2 protein-coding genes are annotated in these 25938 nt (G+C 73.2%); both read left to right on the forward strand.

Annotation, left to right across the window (positions count from 1 at the left end):
* The gene (locus ACH4TV_RS37920) at positions 1-22383 is read left to right on the forward strand and encodes an amino acid adenylation domain-containing protein (RefSeq protein WP_398405864.1); all 22383 of its coding nucleotides are present in this window, start codon (positions 1-3) and stop codon (positions 22381-22383) included.
* On the forward strand, positions 22380-25694 hold the full coding sequence (gene fabD / locus ACH4TV_RS37925) for an ACP S-malonyltransferase (protein ID WP_398405865.1): 3315 nt from the start codon (positions 22380-22382) through the stop codon (positions 25692-25694). Before ACH4TV_RS37920 ends, fabD begins: the two co-directional genes overlap by 4 nt.
* Positions 25695-25938: the final 244 nt, after the last annotated feature.

The raw sequence follows: 25938 nt of genomic DNA on the forward strand, positions 1-25938 counted from the left end.
ATGGCCAGCAGGAACCCGGAAACGGCGGGCAGCGACATGGACAGGAACGACAAGCGCACGGCACTGCTGCGCCTCCTGCGGGACGCCCGGGCCGCAGGCCCCAAGGCACCCGAAGGGATCGCCGTCATCGGACTGGCCGGCCGCTACCCGCGGTCCGCCACCCCCGACGAACTGTGGACACGTGTACGCGACGGGGAGAACTGCGTCACCGAGTTCACACCGGGGCACGGCCGCGGGGAGCCCGGCACGGAGGCGTACGGGGAGCCGGGGGCCGACGGGGGAGCGGAGCGGCGGCGCTGGTGGGCCGGGCTCATCGACGACGCCGACGCCTTCGACCCGCTGTTCTTCGGCATCGCGCCCGTCGACGCCGAGAACATGGACCCGCAGGAGCGCGTCTTCCTGGAGACCGTCTGGGCCACCCTGGAGGACGCCGGATACCCGCCCCGGCGCCTCGCCCGCCAGAACAACCCCGTCGGGGTGTTCGTCGGCGTGATGAACAGCGACTACGAGTGGATGGGCGGCCACGCGGCGGCCCTCGGCGCGGCCAACGCCGCCCGCTCCAGCCATTGGTCGATCGCCAACCGGGTCTCCTACGTGCTGGACCTGACCGGCCCCAGCCTCACCGTCAACACGGCGTGCGCCGCCTCCCTCACCGCTGTCCACCTGGCCTGCGAGAGCCTGCGCGCCGGGGAGTGCACGGTCGCCGTCGCCGGCGGGGTCAACCTGATCCTGCACACCTCCCACCTGCGCACCCTCGCCGACAACGGCATGACCTCCCCCTCGGACACCCTCCGCAGCTTCGGCAAGGGCGCCGACGGCTTCGTCGACGGCGAAGGAACCGGCGCCGTCCTGCTCAAGCCGCTCGCGCGGGCGGTGGCCGACGGCGACCGGATCTACGGGGTCATCAGGGCCTCCGCGGTCAACGCGGGCGGCAAGACCGGCGGTTACACCGTGCCCAGCCCGCACGCCCAGGCCGAGGTGATCCGGGCCTGCCTGCGCCGGGCCGGGATCGACCCCCGCACCGTCGGCTGTGTCGAGGCCCACGGCACCGGCACGCCGCTCGGGGATCCGATCGAGATGTCCGGGCTGGCCGAGGCGTTCCGCGAACGCATCGACAACGGGCTGGTGCGGGGCGTGGAACGCGTCGCGGTGGGCTCCGTGAAGTCGAACATCGGGCACCTCGAATCCGCGGCCGGCATCGCGGGCCTGACGAAGGTGCTGATGCAGTTACGGCACGGCACCATCGCGCCCTCGCTGCACTCGGCCGAGCTGAACCCGGCCATCGATCTCACCGGCACGCCCTTCCACATCCCCCAGGAGGCGCTGCCCTGGACCCGGACGATCGCCGAACACGCCGACGGCAGGCGGGTGGAGCTGCCCCGGCGGGCCGGCATCAGTTCCTTCGGCGGGGGCGGCGCCAACGCGCACCTGATCGTGGAGGAGTACCGCACCGACGGTGCCACGCCGCGTGTCTCCACCCGCCGCCCCGAACTCGTCGTCGTGTCGGCGCGCGACGAGGAACGCCTGCGGGCATCCGCCGCCCGGCTGGCCGCGTTCCTGGAGCCGTCCCCGACCCCGGCCTCGGACCAGGCCGGGACTCCGCCCGTCGGCGCCGAGGTGGACTGCCTGCGGCTCGCCGCCGAGGTCGTCCAGGCCGACGCCACGGATCTCGACGCCGTGACACCACTGGGGGAGTACGGCTTCGGCGCCGCCGAACTGGCGCTGCTCGGCAAGAGGATCGACGGGGCCTTCGGCGTACGGCCGAGTCCGGAAACCCTGGTCGGCAGCGCCACCGTAAGGGCGCTCGCCCTGGCACTGGCCGGCCCTCCGGCGGAGCGGCCGGACGCCGAGCACTCCCTCGCGCTCTCCGACGTCGCCCACACCCTGCAGACGGGGCGCGAGCCGCTGGAGGCCCGGCTGGCCTTCGTCGCCACCGACCTGACCCAGGTCCGCGACACCCTGCGCGCGTACGCCGCCGACGGCTCGGCACCCGGCGCGAGCACCGGTCGCGCGCCCGCCCGTCCGGCCGCCGAGGACCGCGACCGGCTCGCCGACGCGCTGAGGGACGGGGATCTCGAAGCGGTGGGGCGCTGCTGGACGCGCGGCGCCGACGTGGACTGGGGGCAGGCGCGGGGCGAGGACACGCCGGTGCGGCGGGTCGGGCTGCCGACGTATCCGTTCGCACGGAAGCGGTACTGGCTGCCCGAGCCTCCGGCGCGGACGGAGGGCAGCGCACAGGTGCCGCCGGCCGCCGTCGCGGAGCGGTCCGCCGGGCGAGCCGTGGTGGACGCGCGGATCGCCCCGGAGGGACCGGCCAGCGACGCCGGGACGGTTCCGGCTGCCGCGCCGGCCGGCGTGAACACCCCGTCGGTGACTGCCGGTTCGGCCTCGGACCTGCCGCCGGCCGGCGCTCCTGCCGGTCTTGCGGGCACCGTCTCCGCCCTGCTGAACAACCCCACCGCTCCGTCGCAGCAGTCCCCGTCCACCGCACCCTCGGGCATGGTCTGCCACCGGCCGACCTGGGTGCCGGAGGCGCGTCCCGTGGCCGGTACGCCGGTGGAGCGACGGCTCCGGGTGCTGGTGCTGACCACCGCCGACGCGGGCGGGCTCGCCGACGGGCTTGGCCGGTACCACCGGTACGACGACGTCCGCACTGTCGACCTGGAGCGCGACGACCTCCCGCAGGCCCTCGCCGAGGCCGGGCCGGTGGACCGGGTCTACCACCTCGGAGGCATCCGAGGCAGTCGGTCGGACGGTCCCGGTCCGCTCGACGGCAGCCTCCGTCGTGGCGTCCTCGCGTTGTTCCAGGTGGCCCGGCAGCTGCCCCGCGCCGAGCGGCCGACGCAGCTGACCGTCGTCACGGACGATGCCGTCGCCGCCTTCGGCGGGCCGGTGGCCAACCCGTTCGCCGCCGGACTGCACGGGCTGACCCGGGTGCTGCCGAAGGAGCGCGCCGACGTCAGGGCCGTGTGTGTGGACTTCGCCCGGCAGGAGCTTGCCGACGACGCCCCCGACGCCTGGGACGGACTGGCCGCCGCCGTCGCGGCCGAGACCTGCGACGCGTCCGGCCGTACCGTGCTGCTGCGCGGCGGCGGACGCTACACCCTCGCGCTCCAGCCCGTGGAGCTGCCCGTCCCCGAACGGCCGCCGTTCCGCGAGCGCGGCGTCTATGTGATCGTCGGCGGCACCGGTGGCATCGGCCGTGAACTCACCGCACTGCTCGCCGAGTCGTACCGCGCCCGCGTCGTCTGGATCAGCCGGGGCGAACTCACCGCCGAACAGCGGGAGTCGGCCGACCGTGCGGAACTGCTCGGCGGCGAGGTACTGCATCTGCGGGCCGACTGCTCCGACGTCGACGAGCTGCGGCGGGCCGCCGCCGAGGCCAAGGCCCGGTTCGGCGCCGTGCACGGTGTGATCCACGCCGGGATGACCTTCGACCCCGGCCCCTTGGCCACCCTGGACGAACGGGACTTCCGCGCCGCGCTCGCCGTCAAGGCCGACGGCAGTGTGGCCGTCGACGCGGTCTTCGGCGACGAACCCCTCGACTTCCTCGCGTTCTTCTCCTCGGTGGGCGCCTTCGTCGGTACGACGGCCAACGGCGCCTACAGCTGTGCAGCCGCCCTCCAGGACGCCTACGCCCTGCACCTGGGCCACCGGCGCCCGTACCCCGTCCGGGTCGTCAACTGGGGCTACTGGGGCGGGATCGGCTCCGGTGCCCGGCCCGGGCTGAAGGAGATCTTCCAGGGCCTGGGCATCGGTGAACTCTCCGTCGCCGAAGGGCTCGACGCCGTCCACCGGGTGCTCGGCAACCGGCTGCCGCAGGTGATCTCCATCAACGCCCGCGACTTCGCCCTCGCGGCCCTCGGGGCCCGGGTCGCAGCGCCCGCACAACTCGTCGCGGGCGGCGGCGGACCGTCCCTGCGTGACACCGCGGACGCCCTGGGCCACCTCCGCACCGACGGCGCCGACGAGGTCGACCATGTGCTGGCCGGCCACCGCCGGCTCGCCGCCCTGTGCGGACCCGCCGTACTCGGCGTCCTCCGCCGCATGGGCGTGCTCCGCGCCCCGGGCGACAGCCACGACCGGGCCACGCTGCCGGACCGGCTGGGCATCCAGCCCAAGTACCGGCGGCTGGCCGAGGCGCTCCTCAACATCCTGCGGAACGCCGGTTACGCCGAGTTCGAGGGCGATGTCGTACGGCTGCTGCCGGGCGCCCCGCCGGAGTCCGCCGGCGCGGAAGGGCTGTCGGCCGAGCAGGAGGCCGAGTTCGACCGTATCGGCGCCGACCATCCCGACCTGGCCGCCACGGTGACGCTGACCCGGCTGTTCCTGCGCTCCTACCCGGAGATCCTGCGCGGCGAGATCCGGGCCACCGAGATCATGTTCCCGGGCTCGTCGCTGACCCTGGTGGAGGGCTTCTACAAGGCGAACGCGCTGACCGACTCCTTCAACGAGCTGGTCCGCGACGCGGTCAAGGCCCATCTCGACCGCCGGATACGGGAGTTGGCCCCCGGTGAGCGGCTGCGCGTTGTCGAACTCGGCGCGGGCACCGGAGCCACGACCGAACGGGTGCTGCCCGCGCTCGCACCCCACGCCGACCGCGTCACGTACTCCTACACCGACATCTCACCGCGCTTCCTCGAACTGGCCGAGGAACGCCTCGCCCCCAGATACGGCACCCCCGGTTTCGTGGAGTACAAGGTCCTCGACCTCGAACGGTCCATCGAGGAGCAGGGGTTCGTCCCCGGCGGCCACGACCTGGTGCTCGCCACCAACGTGGTGCACGCCACCGGCGATCTGCGCGCCTCGCTCCGCAAGGCCAAGGCGCTGCTGCGACCGCACGGCTGGCTGGTGCTCAACGAACTCACCGAAGTGTGGGACCACACCACGGTCGTGGGTGGACTGCTCGACGGCTGGTGGCTGTTCGACGACGGGCAACTGCGCATGCCCGACTCGCCGTTGGCGACCCCGGCGACCTGGCGGCGGCTGCTGTGGGAAGAGGGGTTCGGCGATGTGGTGGTGGCCGGCGGCACCGGCCCCGACGGTCACACGCGCGGCCAGCATGTGATCGTGGGGGAGAGCGACGGCCTGCGGCCCGCTGCCCCCCGCCCGGCCTCGTCATCGTCCTCGTCCCCGTCTGCCGGGCAGGACCCGGCCGTCGCCGAGATTCCGGCAGGCCCCGGCGCCCCGGAACTGCTCGGTACCCTCGCGGCCATCGTGACGCGGGCCCTGAAGCTCGACGACGAGCTGGACCCCGACCGCGAACTGGCCGCCTACGGCTTCGACTCGCTCACCGGCATGAAGATCGTCTCCGTCATCGCCGAAGAGTTCGGCGTGACCGTGTCGCTCGGTGACTTCTACGACCATCCCACGCTGCGTGAACTGGCCCGCCACTACGAGGAGCAGGACATCCTCGGTCTCCGGCCGGCGGCAACTCCGGCGGCGACAGCAGTCGCGCCCGCGGCGACCGGCGGGACCTCTCCCGAGTCCCTGGCAGTGTCCGAGCCCGCGTACGCCGCCCCGCCCGCCCCCGTGGTGACACCGCGCCCCCGTCGAACCCTTCCGCTCGCCCCCGCCGTCCCGCTCCCGCCCGTCGACCACCCCCTCTCCGAGGGCCAGCGCGCCCTCTGGGTCATCGAGCGCACCGCACCGGGCACGTACGCCTACAACCTGCCGCTGGCCTTCCGGCTGGACCCGGATGTCGATGTCGCCGCCCTCCACGAGGCGTTGCAGCACATCGTCGACCGGCACGACAGCCTGCGCTCCACGATCCGCGCCACTGCCGAAGGACCGGTGCGCACCGTCGCGTCCTGGCAGGAACTGTCCTTCCAGCAGCGCTACTTGGCGGTCACCGACGAGAAGGCCGTACGGCAGCGGATCGTCGAGGAGGTCCGCCGGCCCTTCGACCTGGAGCGCGGACCGCTGCTGCGGGTCACCCTGTTCACGACGGCCGACGGCGGCCAGGTGCTCCTGCTCCTCTTCCACCACATCGTCTTCGACGGGGTGTCCATCGCCGCGTTCCTGCGTGAACTCACCGCCGGATACCGGGCGGTGCGTTCCGGCGCCGATCAGCACGCACCGACGCCCGCCGCGACCTTCGCCGAATTCACCGACTGGCAGCGGGAGTTGCTCGCCGGGACAGAGGGTGAACGGCTGCGCGCCCACTGGCTGCGACGGCTGGGCGCACCCGCCGAGCCCCTCGCGCTGCCCTACGACCGGCCGCGTCCGGACGTACCCGGCCACCGAGGGGCCGCCGTCGAGGGCCGGATCGACGCCCAACTCGCGCGCCGGATAAGGGAGTTCGCCACGGAGCGGCGCATCTCCCCGTTCACGGTACTGCTCTCCGGGTTCTTCACCCTGCTGCACCGCTACACCGGTCAGAGCGACATCCGGGTCGGCACACCGGCCGCGGGCCGGCCGGCGGCACGGTTCGAGGACACGCTCGGCTACTTCATGAACATGGTCGTCCTGCAGGCCGACATCGACCCCGACCGGGGTTTCGACGCACTGGCCGGACAGCTGCACCGCACGGTCCTGGAGGCCCTGGAGCACTCCCACTACCCGCTGCTCACGCTCGCCGAGGACCTGCGCCGGGCGGGCCGCACGGACACCGCCGAACTGTTCCGCACGGCCTTCTACTTCCAGAACTGGGTGGAACCCGGCGACCAGGACCCCGTACGGGACGTCTTCCCGGGAGTCCACCAGGAGGGCGAGTTCGATCTGACCCTGGAGGTGATCGAGGGCGAGGACGCGTGCGGCTTCACCCTCAAGTACGACCCGGACCTCTTCGACGAGGACACCGTACGGCGGTTGTGCGCCCACTATCTCCGGCTCCTGGACGCCGAGTTGGCGCAGCCAGGGTATGCCCTGGGACAGCTGCCCCTGCTCACGGACGACGAGCGGCGCGGGCTGGAAGAGAGGTGGCGGGGGGCCCGCCGTGACTACCCGCGCGAGCGCACCCTGACCGACCTGATCGAGGAACAGGCCGCGCGCACACCCGACGCCACCGCCGTGACCTGCGCCGACGAGGCGTTCACCTACGGCGAGTTGGCCGCACGAGTCGACCGACTCGCCGCGCATCTGCGGGAACGCGGGGCGGCAACCGGCAAGGCGGTGGGCGTCCTGGTGGACCGGTCGCCGGGGCTTCTCGTCGCCCTGCTGGCGGTGCTCAAATCGGGTGCCTGCTATGTGCCGTTGGACCCCACCTACCCGGCGGACCGACTCCAGTACATGGCGGAGGACGCCCGCCTGCACCTGATCGTGACCACGACCGCCGCCCAGGACGCGCTCGCCGACATCCCCGTGCCGCGCGTACACCTCGACCGGATCGACCTCGGTGAGGGCGCCCTCAGCGGTGGCTCGCACAGCGCCGCCTCCCCCGAGGACACCGCGTACGTCATCTACACCTCGGGCTCGACCGGACGCCCCAAGGGGGTCGCGGTGCCGCACCGCGCCCTCGTCAACTTCCTCACCTCGATGCGCCACGAACCCGGCTTCGGCCCCGGCGACACCCTGCTCGCCCTGACCACCGTCTGCTTCGACATCGCCGGCTTGGAGCTGTACCTGCCCCTGGTGGCAGGCGGCCGGGTGGACATCGCGCCCGAGGGGACCGCGAAGGACGGCATACGGCTGCGCCGGTATCTGGAGGAGAGCGGCGCCACCGTCGTCCAGGCGACCCCGACCACCTGGAAAATGCTGTTCGCGGCGGGCTGGGAGGGCGATCCGGCGCTGACGGTGCTGTGCGGCGGCGAAGCCGTCGACCAGGACACCGCGGACGCCCTCGCCACCCGGACCCGCGCCGCCTGGAACCTCTACGGCCCCACCGAGACGACCATCTGGTCCGCCGTCGGACGACTGCGCGCCGGTGAGTCCGTGACCCTCGGCGAGCCCGTCGCCAACACCCAGCTGCTGGTCCTCGACACGCACCGCCGGCTCCTCCCGGCCGGTGTACCCGGCGAGCTGTACATCGGCGGCGACGGCCTGGCCGAGGGCTACTTCGGCCGCCCCGAACTGACCGCCGAACGGTTCGTGCCCAACCCGTACGACACCTCCCTCTCCGCGCGGCTGTACCGCACCGGGGACCTCGTACGGGCCCTGCCGGACGGGCGCCTGGAGTACCTGGGCCGCGAGGACGCCCAGGTGAAGATCCGGGGGCACCGCGTCGAGCCCGGCGAGGCCGAGGCGGCGCTGCGGCGACTGCCCGGGGTCGCGGAGGCCGTCGTGGTGCCCGCGCGGGCGGCGGGCGGCACCGGCCTGATGCTGCGCGGCTTCTACACGGTGCCGGACGGCGACTCCGCCGCGCCGATCGACGCCGGGCCGCTGAGCGACTGGCTGCCTGAATACCTGGTCCCCGATGTCCTCGTTCCGCTGGCGGGCTTCCCCCAGACGCTCAACGGCAAGATCGACCGAGGCCGCCTCGGCACGGCGCCTCTGGAAGAGCTCCGTACGCATTTCGGTACGGCGGCGGACACGGCGGGTGGAGTGGGTACGGCGGGTGCGGCGGGTGCGGCTCCGTCGGCTTCCGGGGGTACGGCGGACCGGCTCACCGAGGAGCTCGTCCAGCTGATCGCCGAGGTCGCGGAGGTGGCGCCGGACCGGGTGCCCCGGGACCGCCCGCTGGGTGAACTCGGCCTGAACTCGGTCGGGTTCACCACGCTCAGCACCCGCCTGGGCACGATCCTCGGCGTCGAGATCTACCCGACCGCCTTCTACCAGTACCCCACCCCCATGGCCATGGCCGCACATCTGTCGCAGGCACACCCGGACGTGCTCCGGGACCGCTACGGCACGTCGGCCGAACAGACTGCCCCGCAGAGCAGGGCGGCCAACTCACGCTCTGCGGGGCTTGTTTCCCCCGTCCCCTCCACCGCCGCCCTCGTCCCCTCCACCCCCGCCTCCTCCGGTGCCGTCGGCGTGATCGGCATGGCCGGCAGGCTGCCGGGCTCGCCCGATCTGGAGACGTTCTGGGACCACCTGGCCGCCGGGCGCGACCTGGTCGAGGAGATACCGGCCGACCGGTGGGACTGGCGGGCCCTCCAGGGCGACCCGCGCGAGGGCGAGTTCTCACGTTCCCGCTGGGGCGGATTCACCCCGGACGTCGACCGCTTCGACGCGGCGTTCTTCGGGATCTCGCCGCGCGAGGCGGAGTTGATGGACCCGCAGCAGCGACTGCTGCTCGAAGTGGTGTGGACGGCCCTGGAGGACGCCGGACTGCGCCCCTCGGAGCTGGCCGGCCGCCGGGTCGGGGTCTTCGTGGGCGTCACCAACTCCGACTACGTCCAGGTCCAGCGCGCCGCAGGCCGTGGCACCGACCCGCACACGATCACCGGCGCCGCCCTGTCGGTGATCCCCAACCGGGTCTCGTACCTGCTCGACCTGCGTGGACCCAGCATCGCCGTCGACACCGCGTGTTCCAGCTCCCTCACCGCGATCCAGCAGGCCGACGCGGCGCTGCGCGACGGCAGTTGCGAGCTGGCGATCGCCGGAGCGGTGAGCCTGATCCTCGACCCGTCGCTGTATGTCGCCCTCAGCAAGAACGAGATGCTCAGCGAGGACGGCCGCTGCCGCGCCTTCGACAGCGGCGCGAGCGGATACGTACGCGGCGAGGGCGTCGGCGCGGTCGTCCTGAAGGACCTGGCCGCCGCCGAGCGTGACGGCGACCCCGTGCACGCGGTGATCCGGGGCGTGGCCGTCAGCCACAACGGCCGCACCAACTCGCTCACCGCGCCCGGCCCCGACGCCCAGGCCGACGTCATCGTCCGGGCACACCGCGCGGCGGGCACCGACCCGGCCACCGTCGGCTACGTCGAGGCACACGGCACGGGCACACCGCTGGGCGACCCCATCGAGGTCACCGGCCTCAAGTCGGCGTTCGCCCGGCTGTACGAGGAGACGGGCCGGCCGGTGCCGGACGGCCCGACGTGCGGTATCGGATCGGTGAAGAGCAACGTCGGCCACCTGGAGGCGACCGCCGGTCTGGCCGGGCTGTTCAAGGTGGTCCTCGCCCTGCGGCACAGGACACTGCCGGCCAGCCTGCACGTCGTCGAACAGAACCCCTATCTGGACCTGGACGGCAGCCCGTTCACGGTGGTGACGGAGACCGCGCCCTGGGAACGGCCGTACGACGACCGGGGTGAGCCGCTGCCGCGCCGGGCAGGGCTGAGCTCCTTCGGATTCGGCGGGGCCGGCGCCCATCTGGTCCTGGAGGAAGCCCCCGACCGGGGCTCCGCCGCCGGCACCGGAGCGGACGGCGGCCCGGTCCTGCTGGTGCTGTCGGCCCGTACCCGCACGGCACTGAACGCCTCCGCGGTCCGCCTCGCCGACCTGCTCCGGCAGGACCCCGGGGCGCCCGGTCTGGCCGACATCGCCTACACCCTCCAGACGGGCCGCGACCCCATGGAGGAACGCCTCGCGCTGGTCGCCGAGGACCGTGAGACGGCCGCCGGACTGCTGCGGGCGTTCGCCGACGGCGACGCGCAGCCGGTGCCAGGCCTTGTCCACGGCCGGATCGGCGGCGGCCGTCCGAAGGACGGGTCCTCCCGGTCCCGGGGGACGGCTTGGCAGCGGTACGTCGAGACGGTCGTCGCCGAGCGGGATCTGCATGCCCTGGCCGAACTCTGGACCGGCGGCGAGCAGTTCGACTGGCGGCTGCTGCACGAGGGCGCCGAACGACGCCGGGTGCGGATCCCCACGTACCCCTTCGCACGGGTTCGGCACTGGATCACCGCGTCCGAGGGCGAGCACGGGGGCGGTGTGGTGGCGACAGCGGGGCCGCATCCGCTGCTGGACGCCAACGTGTCCACGTTCGGCCGCCAGGAGTTCGTCAAGCGGCTCACCGGACGCGAGTTCTATCTGCGCGATCACGTGGTCGGCGGTACCCCGATGCTGCCCGGCGTGGTCCTGGTGGAGATGGCGCGCGCGGCCGGCCGTTTCTCCCGCACGGACGGCGTGCCGGTCACCCGTATCGAGGAACTGTCGTGGGCGGCGCCGATTCCCGTCGCCGGGAAGGCGGGCGTGACCCTGCGCATCCGTCTCACTCCGCAGTCGGACAGCGCCGACCGCGCCGGCTTCGAGATCCTCACCTCCGGCGACGACAGCGACACCGAACGGCTGCACGCCCGGGGAGTCCTGGTCGCCGCCCCGGTGACGCCCGGCGAGCGGCTCGACCCGGCCGCCATCCGGGCGCGCTGCCCGCAGGAGACGACCGGCGCCGAGTGCTACCGCGAATTCACGGAGCTGGGCTTCGGTTACGGGCCCTCCTTCCAGGTGGTGCAGCACATGGCGGTCGGTGCCACAGAGGCGATCGCCCTGCTTCGGCTACCGGCCCATCTGCGCGCCGACGCCGACGAGTACGGCGCCCACCCGGCGCTCTTCGACGCGGCCCTGCAGACCGCGGGCAGCATCCTCACCGGTCCGCCCGGCTCCGGACGGCCCGTCTGTCTGCCGTACTCGGTGGGCGCGGCCGAACTCACCGTCGAACACCTCCCCCAGACGTGCCACGCCTACGCCCGCCGTACGGACGACGGCGCCGCCCCCGGCATCCGGACCTTCGACGTCCGGTTGCTGACCGAGGACGGGACGGTGGTGGCCCGCATCGATCGGTTCACCCTCCGCGCCGTCCCAGCGGCTGCGGAGCGCTCCGCTGGAAGTGCCGCGAGGGGCCGTCGGTCCGCTGCGGCACCGTCGTGGCTGGTCGCGCCCCGCGGCGGAGCCGCAGATCGACACAGCCCCGCGCCCCTGCAGGACGCTGCCGAACCGCAGCCGATTTCGCCCGACCTGCTCGGCGCGGAGGCGCTGTGCTTCGAGCCGTACTGGCAGCCCGCCGAGGAAGCCGCTCCGTCAACTCACAGCACCGGGGGACACCTGGTGCTCCTCGACGGAAACGGCGACGGCAGTGGCAGCGGGCGTGACCTCGCCGCCGCGCTGGCCGAGTCGACCGGTGCCCTGGTGACCCGGGTGGATCTGGCCGCCGGGCCCGACCTCGCCCAGCTGGTGGACACGGTGGTGGAGCGTGGCCCGCAGCCCGTGCGGATCGTCCATGTCCCGGCCCGGGACGGTGAGTTGGGGCAGTTGCTCGACAGCGGCTTCCACACCGCGCTGGCGTTCTGCAGGGCCTGGATCGCCCGGCGCGCGGGCCGGGTGCGCTATCTGTACGTGCACCCCGAGGACACCGCGGCCCACGCGGCGATGAGCGGCTTCGCCCGCGCAGTGCGCGCCGAACAGCCGGGCCTGGCGCTGACCGCCCTGGCCCACCCGGCCTCGGCCGACCTGCCCCGGCTGATCGCGGCCGAGCTGGCCGCCGAGGACGCCCCCGTCGTCGTACGCGCCGACGGCGACGCACGGCACCGGTCGGTACCCGCCTGGCGGACGCTCGCCCTGCCGCCCGCGTCCACCCCCTCGCCGTTCGCCGCGCCCGGCGCACACCTGATTACCGGAGGCACCGGCGGCATCGGACTGCACCTGGCCGAGCGACTGGCGTCGTACGGCAGGGCGGCGGGGGAGGAAGCGGGCATCGTTCTCGTCTCACGCTCCGAGCCTTCACCTGAAGTGCGGGACCGCATCCGGCAGTTGACGGACAGCGGCGCCCGGATCGTGCACTTCTGCGCCGATGTGACGTCCCGTCAGGACATGGTCGAGCTGGTGCGGTTGGCCCGGGAGCGGTTCGGCCGTGTGGCCGGGGTGCTGCACGCGGCGGGCGAGTTGCGCGACGGGTTCGTCCTGCGCAAGAGCCGGGCCGACGCCGAGGCGGTCCTCGCGCCGAAGGTACGGGGCGCCGAACTGCTCGACGAGGCGACCCGGGACGAGCCGTTGGCGTACTTCGTGCTGTTCTCCTCGACCGCCGCCGTCCTCGCCAGCGCGGGCCAGAGCGACTACGCCTTCGCCAACGCGCACCTCGACCACTTCGCCGAACGACGTGAACAGCGGCTCCTGCGGGGCGAGTCGACCGGCCGTACCCTCTCCGTGAACTGGCCGCTGTGGCGCGACGGCGGTATGGCCATGGACACCGCGACCCAGGACGCCATGCGGCGCGAACTGGGCTTCCGCCCGCTCCCCGCCGACCTGGCCCTGAACGCCCTGGAACGCGCCCTCGCGACCGACGCGCCCCGCCTGCTGCTGGCCACCGGCGACGCCACCGTGATCGCCCGCGCCCTGCGGACCGGCGGCGCACCCACCGCCGTCGAACCGTCGCCCGAGACCACGGCGGCAGGGAAGCTGCCCGGAGCCGGTGACGACTTCCGACCGCGCATGGAGCGCTTCCTCGTGGAACTGCTCGCCGCGGAACTGAAGATGACCGCCGACGACATCGCCCTGGACGAGCCGTTCGACCGCTACGGCATCGACTCGCTGATGGTGATGAGCCTGACGCGGTCCCTGGAGGAATCCTTCGGCACCCTGTCCAAGACGCTGTTCTTCGAGTACTTCGACGTGGCCGAACTGGCCGGCCACTTCCTGACCGAACACGCCGACCGGCTCCCGGAGGTCCTGGGCACCGGTGAGCGGGCACCGTCCGAAGAACTTCTGCTGCCGAAGGCATCGCCGACTCCCGTACAGGAAACGGCAGTTGAGCCGCCCGCCCGGCACGACGACGACATCGTGATCGTCGGAGTCAGCGGACGCTATCCGCAGGCCGACGACCTGGCGGAGTTCTGGCAGAACCTGCGGGCGGGCCGCGACTGTGTCGAGGAGATCCCGAAGGAGCGCTGGGACCACTCCCTCTACTACGACCCGGACCAGCGGAACTCCGGTAAGGCGTACGCCAAGTGGGGCGGATTCCTGCGGGACGTCGACCGGTTCGACCCCCTGTTCTTCCGTATGAGCCAGCTGGAGGCCGAGCACATCGACCCCCAGGAGCGGATCTTCCTGGAGACCGTCTGGCACCTGCTGGAGGACGCGGGCATGCCCCGCGACCGGATGGCGGGCACCCGCACCGGTGTGTTCGTCGGCATGATGTACGGCCACTACCAGCTCTACGGCGTCGAGGAGGCGCTGCGCGGCGAGGGCGTGGCGACGTCGTCGTCCTACGCGTCCGTCGCCAACCGGGTGTCGTACTTCTTCGACTTCGACGGGCCGAGCGTCGGCCTGGACACCATGTGCTCGTCCTCGCTCACCGCCATCCACCTGGCCTGCCAGGCCATCCGGAACGGCGACTGCGACACGGCCGTGGCCGGCGGGGTCAACATCTCCAGCCACCCCCTGAAGTACCTCCAGCTCAGCCGCGGCGGATTCCTGTCCACGGACGGGCGCTGCCGCAGTTTCGGTGAGGGCGGCGACGGCTATGTGCCCGCCGAGGGTTCCGGCGCGGTGCTGCTCAAGCGGCGCTCCGCGGCCGAGGCAGACGGTGACCGCATCCTCGCCGTGGTGGCGGCCTCCGCGGTCAACCACGGCGGCGCCGGGAAGGGCTTCAGCGTCCCGAACGCCCGCGCCCAAGGCGGACTCGTCGCCGACGCCCTGGCCCGCGCGGGCTGGACACCGGGCGACCTCGACTACATCGAGGCGCACGGCACGGGCACCGGGCTCGGCGACCCGATCGAGGTCACCGGTCTGCTCCGCGCCTTCGGCGACCACGACCTGGGGGGCCGGAAGATTCCCGTCGGGTCGGTGAAGTCGAACATCGGGCATGCGGAATCGGCGGCCGGTATGGCCGCCGTCACCAAGGTCCTGCTCCAGTTCCGGCACGGCGAACTGGTGCCGTCCCTGCACGCGGACCGGCTCAACCCGAACATCGACTTCGACGCGTCGCCGCTGCGTGTCCAGCGTGAACTCGCCGTGTGGCCGGCGCGCCAGGACGCGGCGGGCCGCCCGCTGCCGAGGACGGCAGCCGTGAGCGCCTTCGGCGCCGGCGGCAGCAACGCCCACGTCCTGCTGGAGGAGTACGTGCCGTCCGCCGCCCGCCCGCAGCCCGGCCACGCACGGGCCGCCGCCCGCCCGCCGTACGTCTTCGCCCTGTCGGCGAAGGACCCCGGCCGGCTGGACGCCTACACCCGGCGGATGGCGGACTTCCTCGGAAACGGGGCGAACGGGGCGCAGACCGACCCGGCAGCCCTCGCCCACACCTCGCAGTCCGGCCGCGAGCCGATGGCCCACCGGCTGGCCGTCGTCTACTCCGACCACGCCGAACTCCTCGACCGGCTCCACGCCCACCTGGCGGGCCGCACGGACATCCCCGGCGTACGGACCGGCACCGCCCGACGCGGCACCCGCCCGCAGCCGCCCCTGCAGCCCACCCCCGAGGCACTCGCCGAGGCCTGGGCAGCGGGCGCCACCGTGGACTGGACCCAGCTGTACGACGGCCCCCCGCCCACCCGAGTGGACCTGCCCCTCTACCCGTTCGCCCAGGACAGGTGCTGGTACGGGGGTGCGACCCGGCTTGTCCCCGAGCCTGCCTCCGGACCTCTCACGGAACCGGGCGCTCCCGGGTTCGTCTCCGGGCTCCCCGCGAGCCCTGACGGTCGCGGCGGCCTCGCTCCCGGGTCGGCCTCCGGGCTCCTCGCGGAACCGGGCGCTCCCGGGTTCGTCTCCGGGCTCCCTGCGAGCCCTGACGGCCGCGGTGCCCTTGCGCCCGGGTCGGCCTCCGGGCCCTTCGCGGAACCGGGCGCGCCTAGGTTCGTCTCCGGGCTCCCCGCGAGCCCCGACGGCCCCGGCGGACTCGCGCCCGAGCCCGCCCCAGGGCTTCTCGCGGAACCGGCCACGCCCCGGCAAGCCCACGTGTACGAGGAAATCGCCCTCACCGCCACCACCCCCGTTGTCGCCGGTCATCAGGTGGACGGCGACCCGCTGCTGCCGGCCCTCGCTCACATCGACCTCGTCCACCATGCCTTCCGTAAACACGGGTACCTCTACGACGAGTTGGACCTGCGCGATCTCACGGTCCTGCGCCCGCTGACCGTCACCGCTCAGGCGCCGGTCCGGATCGCGCTGGAAGGCCGGCCCACGGAACCGGGGCGCTGGGCCGTGCGTATCGGGGACAGTGCCGCTCCGGACGCGCAGCCCTACGCCACCGCCGAGATGGTGACGGCGGGCCGGCCGGCCTTCGCGGACGCGCCCCCCGACGCTGCCCGACCGCCGCTGTCCGCCGGGGCGGTGGGCCTGGGTGACGTGTACGACCGGGACGCTCATCTCGGCCAGGTCTACAGCGGTGCGGTGCGGTGTGGCGGCCAAGTGGCGGCGGGCGAGCGGGAGTTGCTCGCCGAACTGTCCCCGCCGCCCGGCGCCGCGTCCAGCGGGCACCTTTTCCACCCAGGGCTGCTGCTCGGCGGCGCGGTGGCGGCAGGGCTATTGCTGCCCGACACCGGCGACGGGGCGACCTACCTGCCGATGTACGTGGAGTCCTTCCGTGCGACGGCACCACTGACCGGTCCCTGCACCGCCCGCGTCCGCCGGTCCTCCCTCACCCTGCGGGACGAACTCGCCCGGCTCACCCTCGAGTTCCTCGACGGGGACGGGCGTGTCGTGGCCGAACTGCGCGGTCTCTCCAGCAAGCTCATCCGCTCCGGCACGCGGCCCGACCGGACTCCGGGCCCGACTCCGGGCCGGGTTCCCGGTGAGGCTCCGGGTCTGCCGACGCTCCTGACGGGCACTCAAAACCGGCTGCGCCGCCTCATGGCGGACCGGCTCGGCCGCGCCCCGGAGACGCTGGACCCCGCCGCCGGCTACTACGACCTGGGCATCGACTCGGTCAGCGTCGTGGATCTTCTCGCCCCGATCGAGGAGGCTGTCGGGCAGAAGCTGACGCCCACCCTTCTCTTCGAGTACACGAGCATCCGCGCTCTCGCCGAGTACCTGGACGACAACCATCCCGGTGCCTTCGCCGCGTACGAAGGGGGAGCGGGCCGCCGGTCGCCCGCGGCAGCCCCGCCGCCCGGAACCCGGCTGCTGGTCAAGGGCTGGGAGCCGGCCGAGCCGGTTCCCGTCGGGCCGCTGCCCGGCCCGGTCGCCGTCCTCGCCACCCCACAGACCCGCGCCCTGGCGGACCGGCTCGCCGATGCGCTGCCCGGGGCCGAGGTCCTGGAGCCGCACCAGCTGGCCGACGGTCCCGAACCGGGGCGGTTCCGGGCGTGCGTCGACCTGACCGGATGCGAGTCCGCCCGGCCCGGCGCGTCCGGCGCGCAGGACGACCCGGCCGCCTGGCTGCCCTGGGTGCAGCGGTTCGTCGCCCGGAACCGGGAGCCGGTGGTCCTGCTCGGCGTCACCCGGGGCCTGGAGACCCCGGAGCCGGGTGGTACGGCGGTCGGTCTCGCCGGGGCGGCGCGGGCAGGCCTGTACCGGATGCTGCAGAGCGAGTACACCCGGGTGCGGTCGCGTCACGTGGACCTCGACCCGCTCGGTGACGACGGCTCGGCGATCGCACAGATCGTCGCCGAGCTGACGGACACCGGCGAGGACCCCGAGGTGAGCCTGCGCGCCGGCCGCCGCTACCGGGCGGTGCTGCGCGAGTCGTCGGCGACGGCGACGGGTGACGGCGCGCCGGTGCCGTTCCCCGAGGGGCAGACGCTGTGGATCACCGGCGGCACCGGTGGACTCGGCCTGGCCTTCGCACGGCACGCGGTGGCCCACTGGGGTGTGCGCCGGCTGGTGCTCACCGGGCGGACCCGGCTGCCGGAGCGGGCCGAGTGGGAGGCCAGCCTGGACGACGGTCAACTCGGCCGCAGGCTCCGCGCGTTGATCGACCTGGAGCGCGCCGGTGCACGGGTACGCGTGCTGTCGCTCCCGCTGGACGGCTCCGCCACGGGCGAGCTCGACCGTGCCGTACGTGCGGTCGAACGCGAACTGGGGCCGGTGGGCGGGGTCATCCACTGCGCCGGGTTCGCCGACCGCGACCATCTGGCCTTCGTGAGCAAGCCGGCCGACGCGGTCCACGCAGTGACCGCACCCAAGATCGCCGGCCTGGACGCACTGGTCGAGTGCTTCGCCGGCCGTCCGCTGCGGTTCTTCGCGCTGTGCTCGTCCGCTGCGGCCGTGGTGCCGAGCGCGGCCGTGGGACAGAGCGACTACGCCGTGGCCAACGCCTACATGGACTACCTGGCGACGGCGAGGCCGCACGGCCTGCCGCTGCTGAGCGTCCAGTGGCCCGCCTGGAGCGGCGTCGGCATGGGTGAGGGGGAACAGGGTCCCGGCTATCTGCGCACCGGCCTCGGCAGTGTGACCGAGGCGGAGGGAACCGCCCTGCTCGACCATCTGCTGGCCCACGACGTCGGCCCCGTGGTGCTCCCCGCGGTCGTACGGGACCCCGCGACGTGGCGCCCCGAACTGCTCCTGCGGCGCCGCATAGAGGAGCCGGCCGTACACCCCGCCCCCGTGCGGGAGCCGGTGCCCGAGCGGGCCACGGCTTCCGGGGTACCCGCTGGGAGCGGTCTGCCTGTAGGGACACTTGAGGCCGCTGCCGCGTTCGTCCTCGGACTCCTCGCGGAGAACCTGGGCTTCGACGCAGGACGGCTCGCGGCCGACGTACCGATCGAGGACTACGGAACCGACTCGATCGTCTCCGTCCAGCTGCTGAACGCCGTCGCGAAACGGATCGGCACCGACCTCGACCCCTCCGCGTTCATCGAACACCCCACAGTGGAGGCCTTCGTGGCCTGGCTGGCGGCGGAACACCCGACGGAACTCGCAACCGCCTTCGCCGCCTCGCCGGAGGCCGAGCCGGCGGCCGGGATGACGGCTGAGTCGACGGTCGGGCCGACGACCGGGCCCGTGCTGGCTGCCGACGCCGTGGCCACGCCCGGCCGGGCATCCGCCACCGTGACTCTGCCCGCTCCCGCTCCCGCTCCCGCTCCCGCTCCCGCTCCCGTTCCCGCCCCCGCTCCTGTTCCTGGCCCCGCCGCCCAGGCGTCCGATGCCCGCACGCAGGGCGCCCGGCACACCGACCAGGACGAGGTCCGAAGCGTCGAACAGAGCGCCGACCCCGGCGACATGGCCGTGATCGGGATGTCCTGCCGGTTCCCCGGCGCGCCGGACCTGGACGCGTACGGGCGGCTGCTCAGCGAAGGGCGTTGCGCCATCGCGCCGGTCCCGGCGCACCGTTGGGGCGGCGCCGAGGGGCTGGTCGCCGGGCTCATCGACCGGGACGGGTTCGACCCGGAGGCCTTTCTGCTCTCCGAGCAGGACGCCGCCGCCATGGACCCGCAGGCACTGGTCCTCCTTGAGGAGACCCTCTTCGCCCTGAGCGACGCCGGTTACCGGCCCGCCGACCTCAAGGGCCGGGACATCGGTGTCTACATCGGCGCCCGCAGCCGGCACCTGCCCGACGAGGACACGCTCCGTACGACCAGGAACCCCATCAGGGCGGTGGGCCAGAACTACCTCGCCGCCAACGTCTCCCACTTCTTCGACCTGCGCGGGCCGAGCATGGTCGTGGACACCGCCTGCTCCTCCGCCCTGGTCGCCCTGAACGCCGCCGTCCAGGCGCTGCGCGACGGCGACGCCGAAGCGGCCGTGGTGGGCGGTGTGACCCTGCTGGCCGACGACACGGGCCACCGGCTCTTCGAACAGCGGGGCCTGCTCAGCCAGGAACCCGCCTTCCACGTCTTCGACCGGCGGGCCGGCGGTGTCGTCCTCGCCGAGGGCGTCGGTGTGGTGGTGCTCAAGCCGCTCGCCCGCGCGCTCGCCGACGGCGACCGGGTGCAGGCGGTCGTCAAGGGCATCGCGGTCAACAACGACGGCCGTACGGCGGGTCCCGCCTCCCCCAACCTGGCCGCGCAGCAGGACGTGATGGCCAAGGCCCTGGCGCGCAGCGGCAGGCGCGCCGACGACGTGACCCACATCGAGACGAACGCGGCCGGCTCACCGGTGCACGATCTGACCGAACTGAAGGCGATCCGGTCCGTGTACCGCGACTCCTCCCAGGCGCCGTGCAGTCTCGGCTCGGTCAAGCCGAACATCGGCCACCCGCAGTGCGCGGAGGGCATCGCCGCCTTCATCAAGGTCGTACTGATGCTGCGTGAACGGCAGTTGGTGCCCTTCCTCTCGGGGCAGGAGCCGCTGGACCACTTCGATCTGGCCGCGACGCCCTTCACCTTCGCCCGCGAGCTCACGCCCTGGCCCGACGCACCCCTCGTCGCGGCGGTGAGCTGCTTCGCCGACGGCGGCACCAACGCCCATGTGATCGTGGAGGGTTGGACCGGCGGCCCGGGCGCCGGAACCCGCCCGGCGCTGGACCGGCCGGCCCTGGCCCGCCGTACGCTCCCGGCCGAGCCCTCACCGGCGCTCCCCCCGGCCCCTGTCCAGGCCCCGACCCCATCCGCCCCCGCCCTCGTCCCCGCACCCGCTCCCACCCCCGTTCCGGTCGCCGTCGTCGGTATGGCCGGCCGGTATCCGGGAGCGGACGATCTGGGCGCGTTCTGGGAGGGGCTTCGCGAGGGCCGTGACACGGTCACCGAGATACCCGCCGACCGCTGGAACTGGTCGTCGATACCCGCCGGGAGTGACCGGCCGGTCTCCCGGTGGGGCGGTTTCCTCGCCGGTGTCGACCGGTTCGACTCCGAGTTCTTCCGGGTCTCCCGGCCGGAGGCGGAGATCACCGACCCGCAGGAACGGCTCTTCCTGGAGACCTGCTGGGCGGCGATCGAGGACGCGGGCTACACCCCCGCCACACTGGCCGAGCCGCGCGGCCCGGAGAAGCGCCGAGCCGTCGGTGTCTTCGCGGGTGTCATGCACAAGGACTACGCCTTGCTGGGCGCCGAGGCGCCGCCCGTGGACGGCCGGCCGCTGCCCATCACCCTCAACCAGGGGCAGATAGCCAACCGCGTCTCCTTCTTCTGCGACTTCCACGGGCCGAGCATGTCGGTGGACACCCTCTGCTCCGCCTCGCTCACCGCGGTGCACCTGGCCGTCGAGAGCCTGGCCCGCGGCGAGAGCGAGGTGGCGCTCGTCGGCGGGGTGAACCTGTCGCTGCACCCGGCCAAGTACCAGAGCTACAGCACGGTCAACATGTACTCCAGCGAAGGGCATTGCCGGTCCTTCGGTGAGGGCGGCGACGGATACGTCTCCTCGGAAGGCGTCGGCGCCGTCGTACTCAAGCCGCTCGACCGGGCGGAGCGCGACGGCGACCACATCTACGCCGTCATCAGGTCCACGGCCGTGGGCCACGTCGGCAGCGGCGGCGGCCTCACCGTGCCAAGTCCCCTCGCTCAGGCCGCAGTTGTCTCGGAGGCCCTCGACCGGGCCGGGATCGACGCGCGCACGATCGGCAGCGTCGAGGCGCACGCCACGGGCACCGCGCTCGGCGACCCCATCGAATTCCAGGGCCTGGTACGGGCGTTCCGCCGGCACACCGACGACGACGGTTTCTGCGCGATCGGGTCGGTGAAGTCCAACATCGGCCATGCCGAGGCCGCGGGCGGCGTCGCCGGGCTGACGAAGGCGGTGCTCCAGCTGCACCACCGTACGCTCGTGCCCTCGCTGCACTCCGAGACCGTCAACCCCATGATCGACCTGGAGCACACGCCGTTCCGCCTCCAGCACCGGACGGAGCCCTGGCCCGAGCCGGTGGCGGGCAGTCCCCGGCGCAGCAGCCTCAACTCCTTCGGTGCCACCGGGTCCACGGCCCATGTCGTGCTGGAGGAGTACGTCTCCCAGCGCGTCCTCGGTGAGCGTCCGGACCGAGCGGCGGACGGGCCGCACCTCGTCCCGCTCTCGGCGCGGGACACGGGCCGCCTGCGGGCCCAGGCGGAGCGGTTGCTGGCGTTCCTTGACGGGGAGACGCCGCCCGGCCTGGCCGGCCTCGCGCACACCCTCCAGACCGGGCGCACCGGGTTCGGCACCCGGGTGGCCTTCGTCGTCCCGGACGTCGGCGCACTGCGCCGGCGGCTGGCGGAGTACCTCGCCGGACCGGCCGAAGCCGACCCACCCGGCCCGTGGGACGTGGGCGCCCAGCCGGCCGCACCGGAGACCGTCGAGGCGTGGCTCGCGCAGCGCGCGTTGCCCGAACTCGCCGCGCACTGGGAAGCCGGCGGAGAGCTCGACTGGAGGCGGCTGTGGACGGGGACGGGGACGGGACCCCGGCCCTGCAGGGTGCCGCTGCCGAGCTACCCCTTCGCCGGAGACCGCCACTGGTACCCGGCTCCGGCATCGGCCCGCACCTCCACAGCATCCGAAGCCGCCGGGAAAACCCTGCCCGGCCGGCCCCCGCTGCGCGAACTGCTGGTCGCGAGCCTCGCCGACGCGCTGTGGGTCGCCCCGGACGGCATCCCGCCGGGCGCCGCCTTCGCCGACCTGGGAGTGGACGCGATCACGGGCTCGTCCTTCGCCACCTCGCTCGGCGAGGCACTGGGCCTCTCCCTGAACGCCGCCGTCGTCTACGACTACCCGACGATCGACCTCCTGGCGGAGCACCTCGCCGGCCGGGTCGCGACTGCCGCTTCCCCCCTGTCAGGAGCCCCACGGTGACCGCGCCCCTCGTCTTCATGTTCTCCGGACAGGGTTCCCAGTACCACCAGATGGGCCGCAGCCTCTACGAGACCGAGCCGGTCTTCCGCGACACCCTGCGCCGGCTGGACGCCCTCGTCGCCCCGGCGGCGGGCGGCTCCGTCGTGGAGCGGCTGTACGACCCCGTCCACTCGGCCGCCGAACCCTTCGTGGAGACGGCCGTCACCCACCCGGCGATCGTCATGGTGGAACTGGCGCTCGCCGAGACCCTCATGTCGTACGGCGTCACCCCCGACCTCCTGCTCGGCGCCAGCCTCGGCGAGTACACGGCGTCGGTGCTCGCCGGGGTCATGGAAGCGGGGGAGTGTCTGAACCGGCTGGTGGCGATGGCCCGTTCGGCGGGCGACGGCGCCCCCGGGGGCATGCTCGCCGTCCTGGCCGGGACCGGGCTGTACGACCGGGAACCGGCGCTCCACCGGGACCTGGACCTCGCCGCCCGCAACTACCACTCCCACTTCGTGGTGTCCGGCCCGCTGGACGCCGTGGCCGACGCGGAATCTTTCCTGACGGCACGCCAGATCCCGTACCAGCGGGTTCCCGTGGAGCACGGGTTCCACTCCCGGCTGATGGACCCGTCCCGGCCCGCCTTCGACGCCCTGTGGGACGGCGTCGACCTGCGCCCGCCCCGCATCCCGCTGTTCTCCAGCGCCTCGGCGGGACCGCTCCTGGAGGTCACCCCCGGGCATCTGTGGCGGGTCGCCCGCGACCCGATCGAGTTGAGCGCGACGATCGCCGCGTTGGAGGCGCGGGGACCCCACCGGTACATCGACGCGGGCCCCGCGGGGACCCTGCACAACTTCGTCCGCGCCCACATCTCCAGCGCCCCCGGCTCCTCCTCGGAGTCGACGGCCCTGCTCTCACCGTTCGCCCAGGACGCCAGGCGGGTGCTGCGGCGGGTGGTCCAGGAGACGCGGCAGCACGAACATCCGGCGACGCCCGCGCAGGACGGCGGAACCACCGACGACAGCACGAGCACAAGCGCGAGTACAAGTACGGGCACGAGTACGCGGAGGAGGAATCAGGTGAAGGTGTACGGGTTTCCGGGACAGGGTTCCCAGGCCAAGGGCATGGGAGCGGACCTGTTCGACGCGTTCCCCGAGGAGGTCGCCGAGGCCGACGCGATCTTCGGGTACTCCGTGCGGGAGTTGTGCCTGGACAACCCCGAAGGACGGCTGCGGCGCACCGAGTTCACGCAGCCCGCGCTGTACGTCGTCGAGGCCCTGTCCTACCTGCGGCGCCGGCAGGAGGATCCGGTGCCGCCGGACTTCCTGGTCGGTCACAGCCTGGGCGAGTACACGGCGCTCTTCGCCGCGGACGCCTTCGACTTCGGCACCGGCCTTCGACTGGTCGCCCGGCGCGGTGAGTTGATGGGCCGGGCCACCGGGGGCGGGATGGCCGCCGTACTGGGCATGGACGTCGACGCGGTCGAACGGCTGCTGGACGAGGCCGGGGTGACGGACCTCGACATCGCCAACCACAACACGCCGGAGCAGACCGTGCTCGCCGGCCCTGCGGCGGACCTCGACCGGGCCCGTGCGGTCTTCGAGGACCGGGGCGCCCGGCTGGTGCTCCTCAATGTGAGCGCGCCGTTCCACTCCCGGTACATGCGCGCGGCGGCCGACGAGTTCCAGGAACTGCTGGACGCGACCGAGTTCCGGCCGCCGCGGATTCCAGTGATCGCCAACCTGGACGCCCGTCCGTACCGCCCGGAACACCTGCGGCGGACCCTGACCGAGCAGATCACCGGCCGCGTGCACTGGGTGGACACCATCCGCAGCCTCATGGGCGTCGACCAGGGCGACTTCGCCTTCGAGGAACTGGGTCCGGGCAAGGCGCTGACCAAGATGGTCGCGAAGATCCGTGAGCTCGCCACCCCCCTCCCGGCGCCGGTCGTCGCGGCTCCGGAAGCTGCACCGGCGGAAGTGCCGGCCCTGGTGATCGCCGCACCAACTCCTTTGGAACGGCCCCTCCTTGACGCCGAGGATCTCGGTGCCGCCTCCTTCCGGGACCGCTACGGGCTGCGGCTGGCCTATCTCGGGGGCGGTATGTACGGCGGGATCTCGTCCCCCCAGCTGGTCGTGCGGCTGGCCAAGGCCGGCTGTATGGGGTTCTTCGGTACGGGGGGACTGACGCCTGCGGAGGTCGAGGACGGCCTGGGCGAGATCCGCAACACCCTCGGCCCCGCAGGGCCGTTCGGGGCGAACCTGCTGCACCGGCACGCCCACCCGGAACAGGAACAGGCCCTCGTCGACCAGCTGTTGCGACTGCGCGTCGGCACGGTCGAGGCGTCCGGTTTCCTGCGTATCACCCCCGCCCTGGTGAAGTACCGCCTCAAGGGCGGCCGGATCATCGCGAAGGTGTCCCGTACGGACATGGCGGAGGCGTTCCTGCGCCCCGCGCCGGAGGACGTCGTACGCGCACTCGCCGACAGCGGTGAGGTGACCGAGGCGGAGGCGGCCCGCGCACCCTCGCTGGCCATGGCGGACGACGTGTGCGTCGAGGCCGACGCCGGCTGGTGCACGGCCGACGCCGGCCCGGCCACGCTGCTGCCCGCCGTACTGCGCCTGCGGGACGAACTCGCCGGGCCCTGGCCGCGCGTCCACGTGGGCATCGCGGGTGGCATCGGCACCCCGGAGGCCGCGGCGGCCTCGTTCGTGCTCGGCGCCGAGTTCCTGGTCACCGGCTCCGTGAACCAGTGCACGGTGGAGGCGGGGACCAGCCCCGAAGTGAAGGACATGCTCCAGCGCGTCGAGATCCACGACACCGAACCGGCGCCCTGGAGCGAGATGTTCGAGCTCGGCGAACGGGCCCGGGTGGTCAAACGCGGTGTCTTCCTCGCGGCCCGGGCCGACCGGCTCTACCAACTGTGGCGCCTGTACGACTCGTTCGGCGATGTCGGGGCCGAGACGCGCCGCCAGGTCGAGGAGACGTATCTGCGGCGCCCCTTCGAGGAGGCCTGGCGCGAAGCCCTCGACCGACACGGTCCCACCCCGGTCGCCGACCGGGACGTACCCGAGAAACGCCGCATGGCCCTCGCCTTCCGCTCGTACCTGGACCGCGGATTCGACCTGGCCCGCACGGGCAGCCCGGGGCGGAAGGTGGACTACCTGGTGTACTGCGGCCCGGCCATGGGCGCCTTCAACCACTGGGTGCGGGGCACCGGTCTAGAGCCGTGGCAGGCCCGGAACGTGGATGTGGTGGCCGACCGGCTCCTCACGGAGACGGCCCGACTGCTGCGGGAGCGCGGCCAGTTGTTCCGGGCGGCCGCCTAGGACCGGTCAGGCCGTTTCGGTCGAACTGTCCGAACTGCCCCCGTGATCGCGGTCGTTCCGGGAAAGCATCCCTTGGGTGCGACCTGCGTGTTGCTGGTTTCTGACGTCGTTCACCTGCTCAACATGCCCTGGAGGAATATGATTTGGCCACCCGCTCCCCTCACAGCACACCCCCGGAGAGTCCCCCCATGTGTTCTCCTGGTCGCTCCTTGCCCGGCCGCCCCCACGGCCTACCGCCGCATCG

Source organism: Streptomyces sp. NPDC020898, assembly GCF_044333925.1.
Taxonomy (GTDB): Bacteria; Actinomycetota; Actinomycetes; order Streptomycetales; family Streptomycetaceae; genus Streptomyces.

Excerpts from the sequence above, each read along its gene's own strand:
- ACH4TV_RS37920 (WP_398405864.1), top strand. The coding sequence starts at position 1 with ATGGCCAGCAGGAACCCGGAAACGGCGGGCAGCGACATGGACAGGAAC.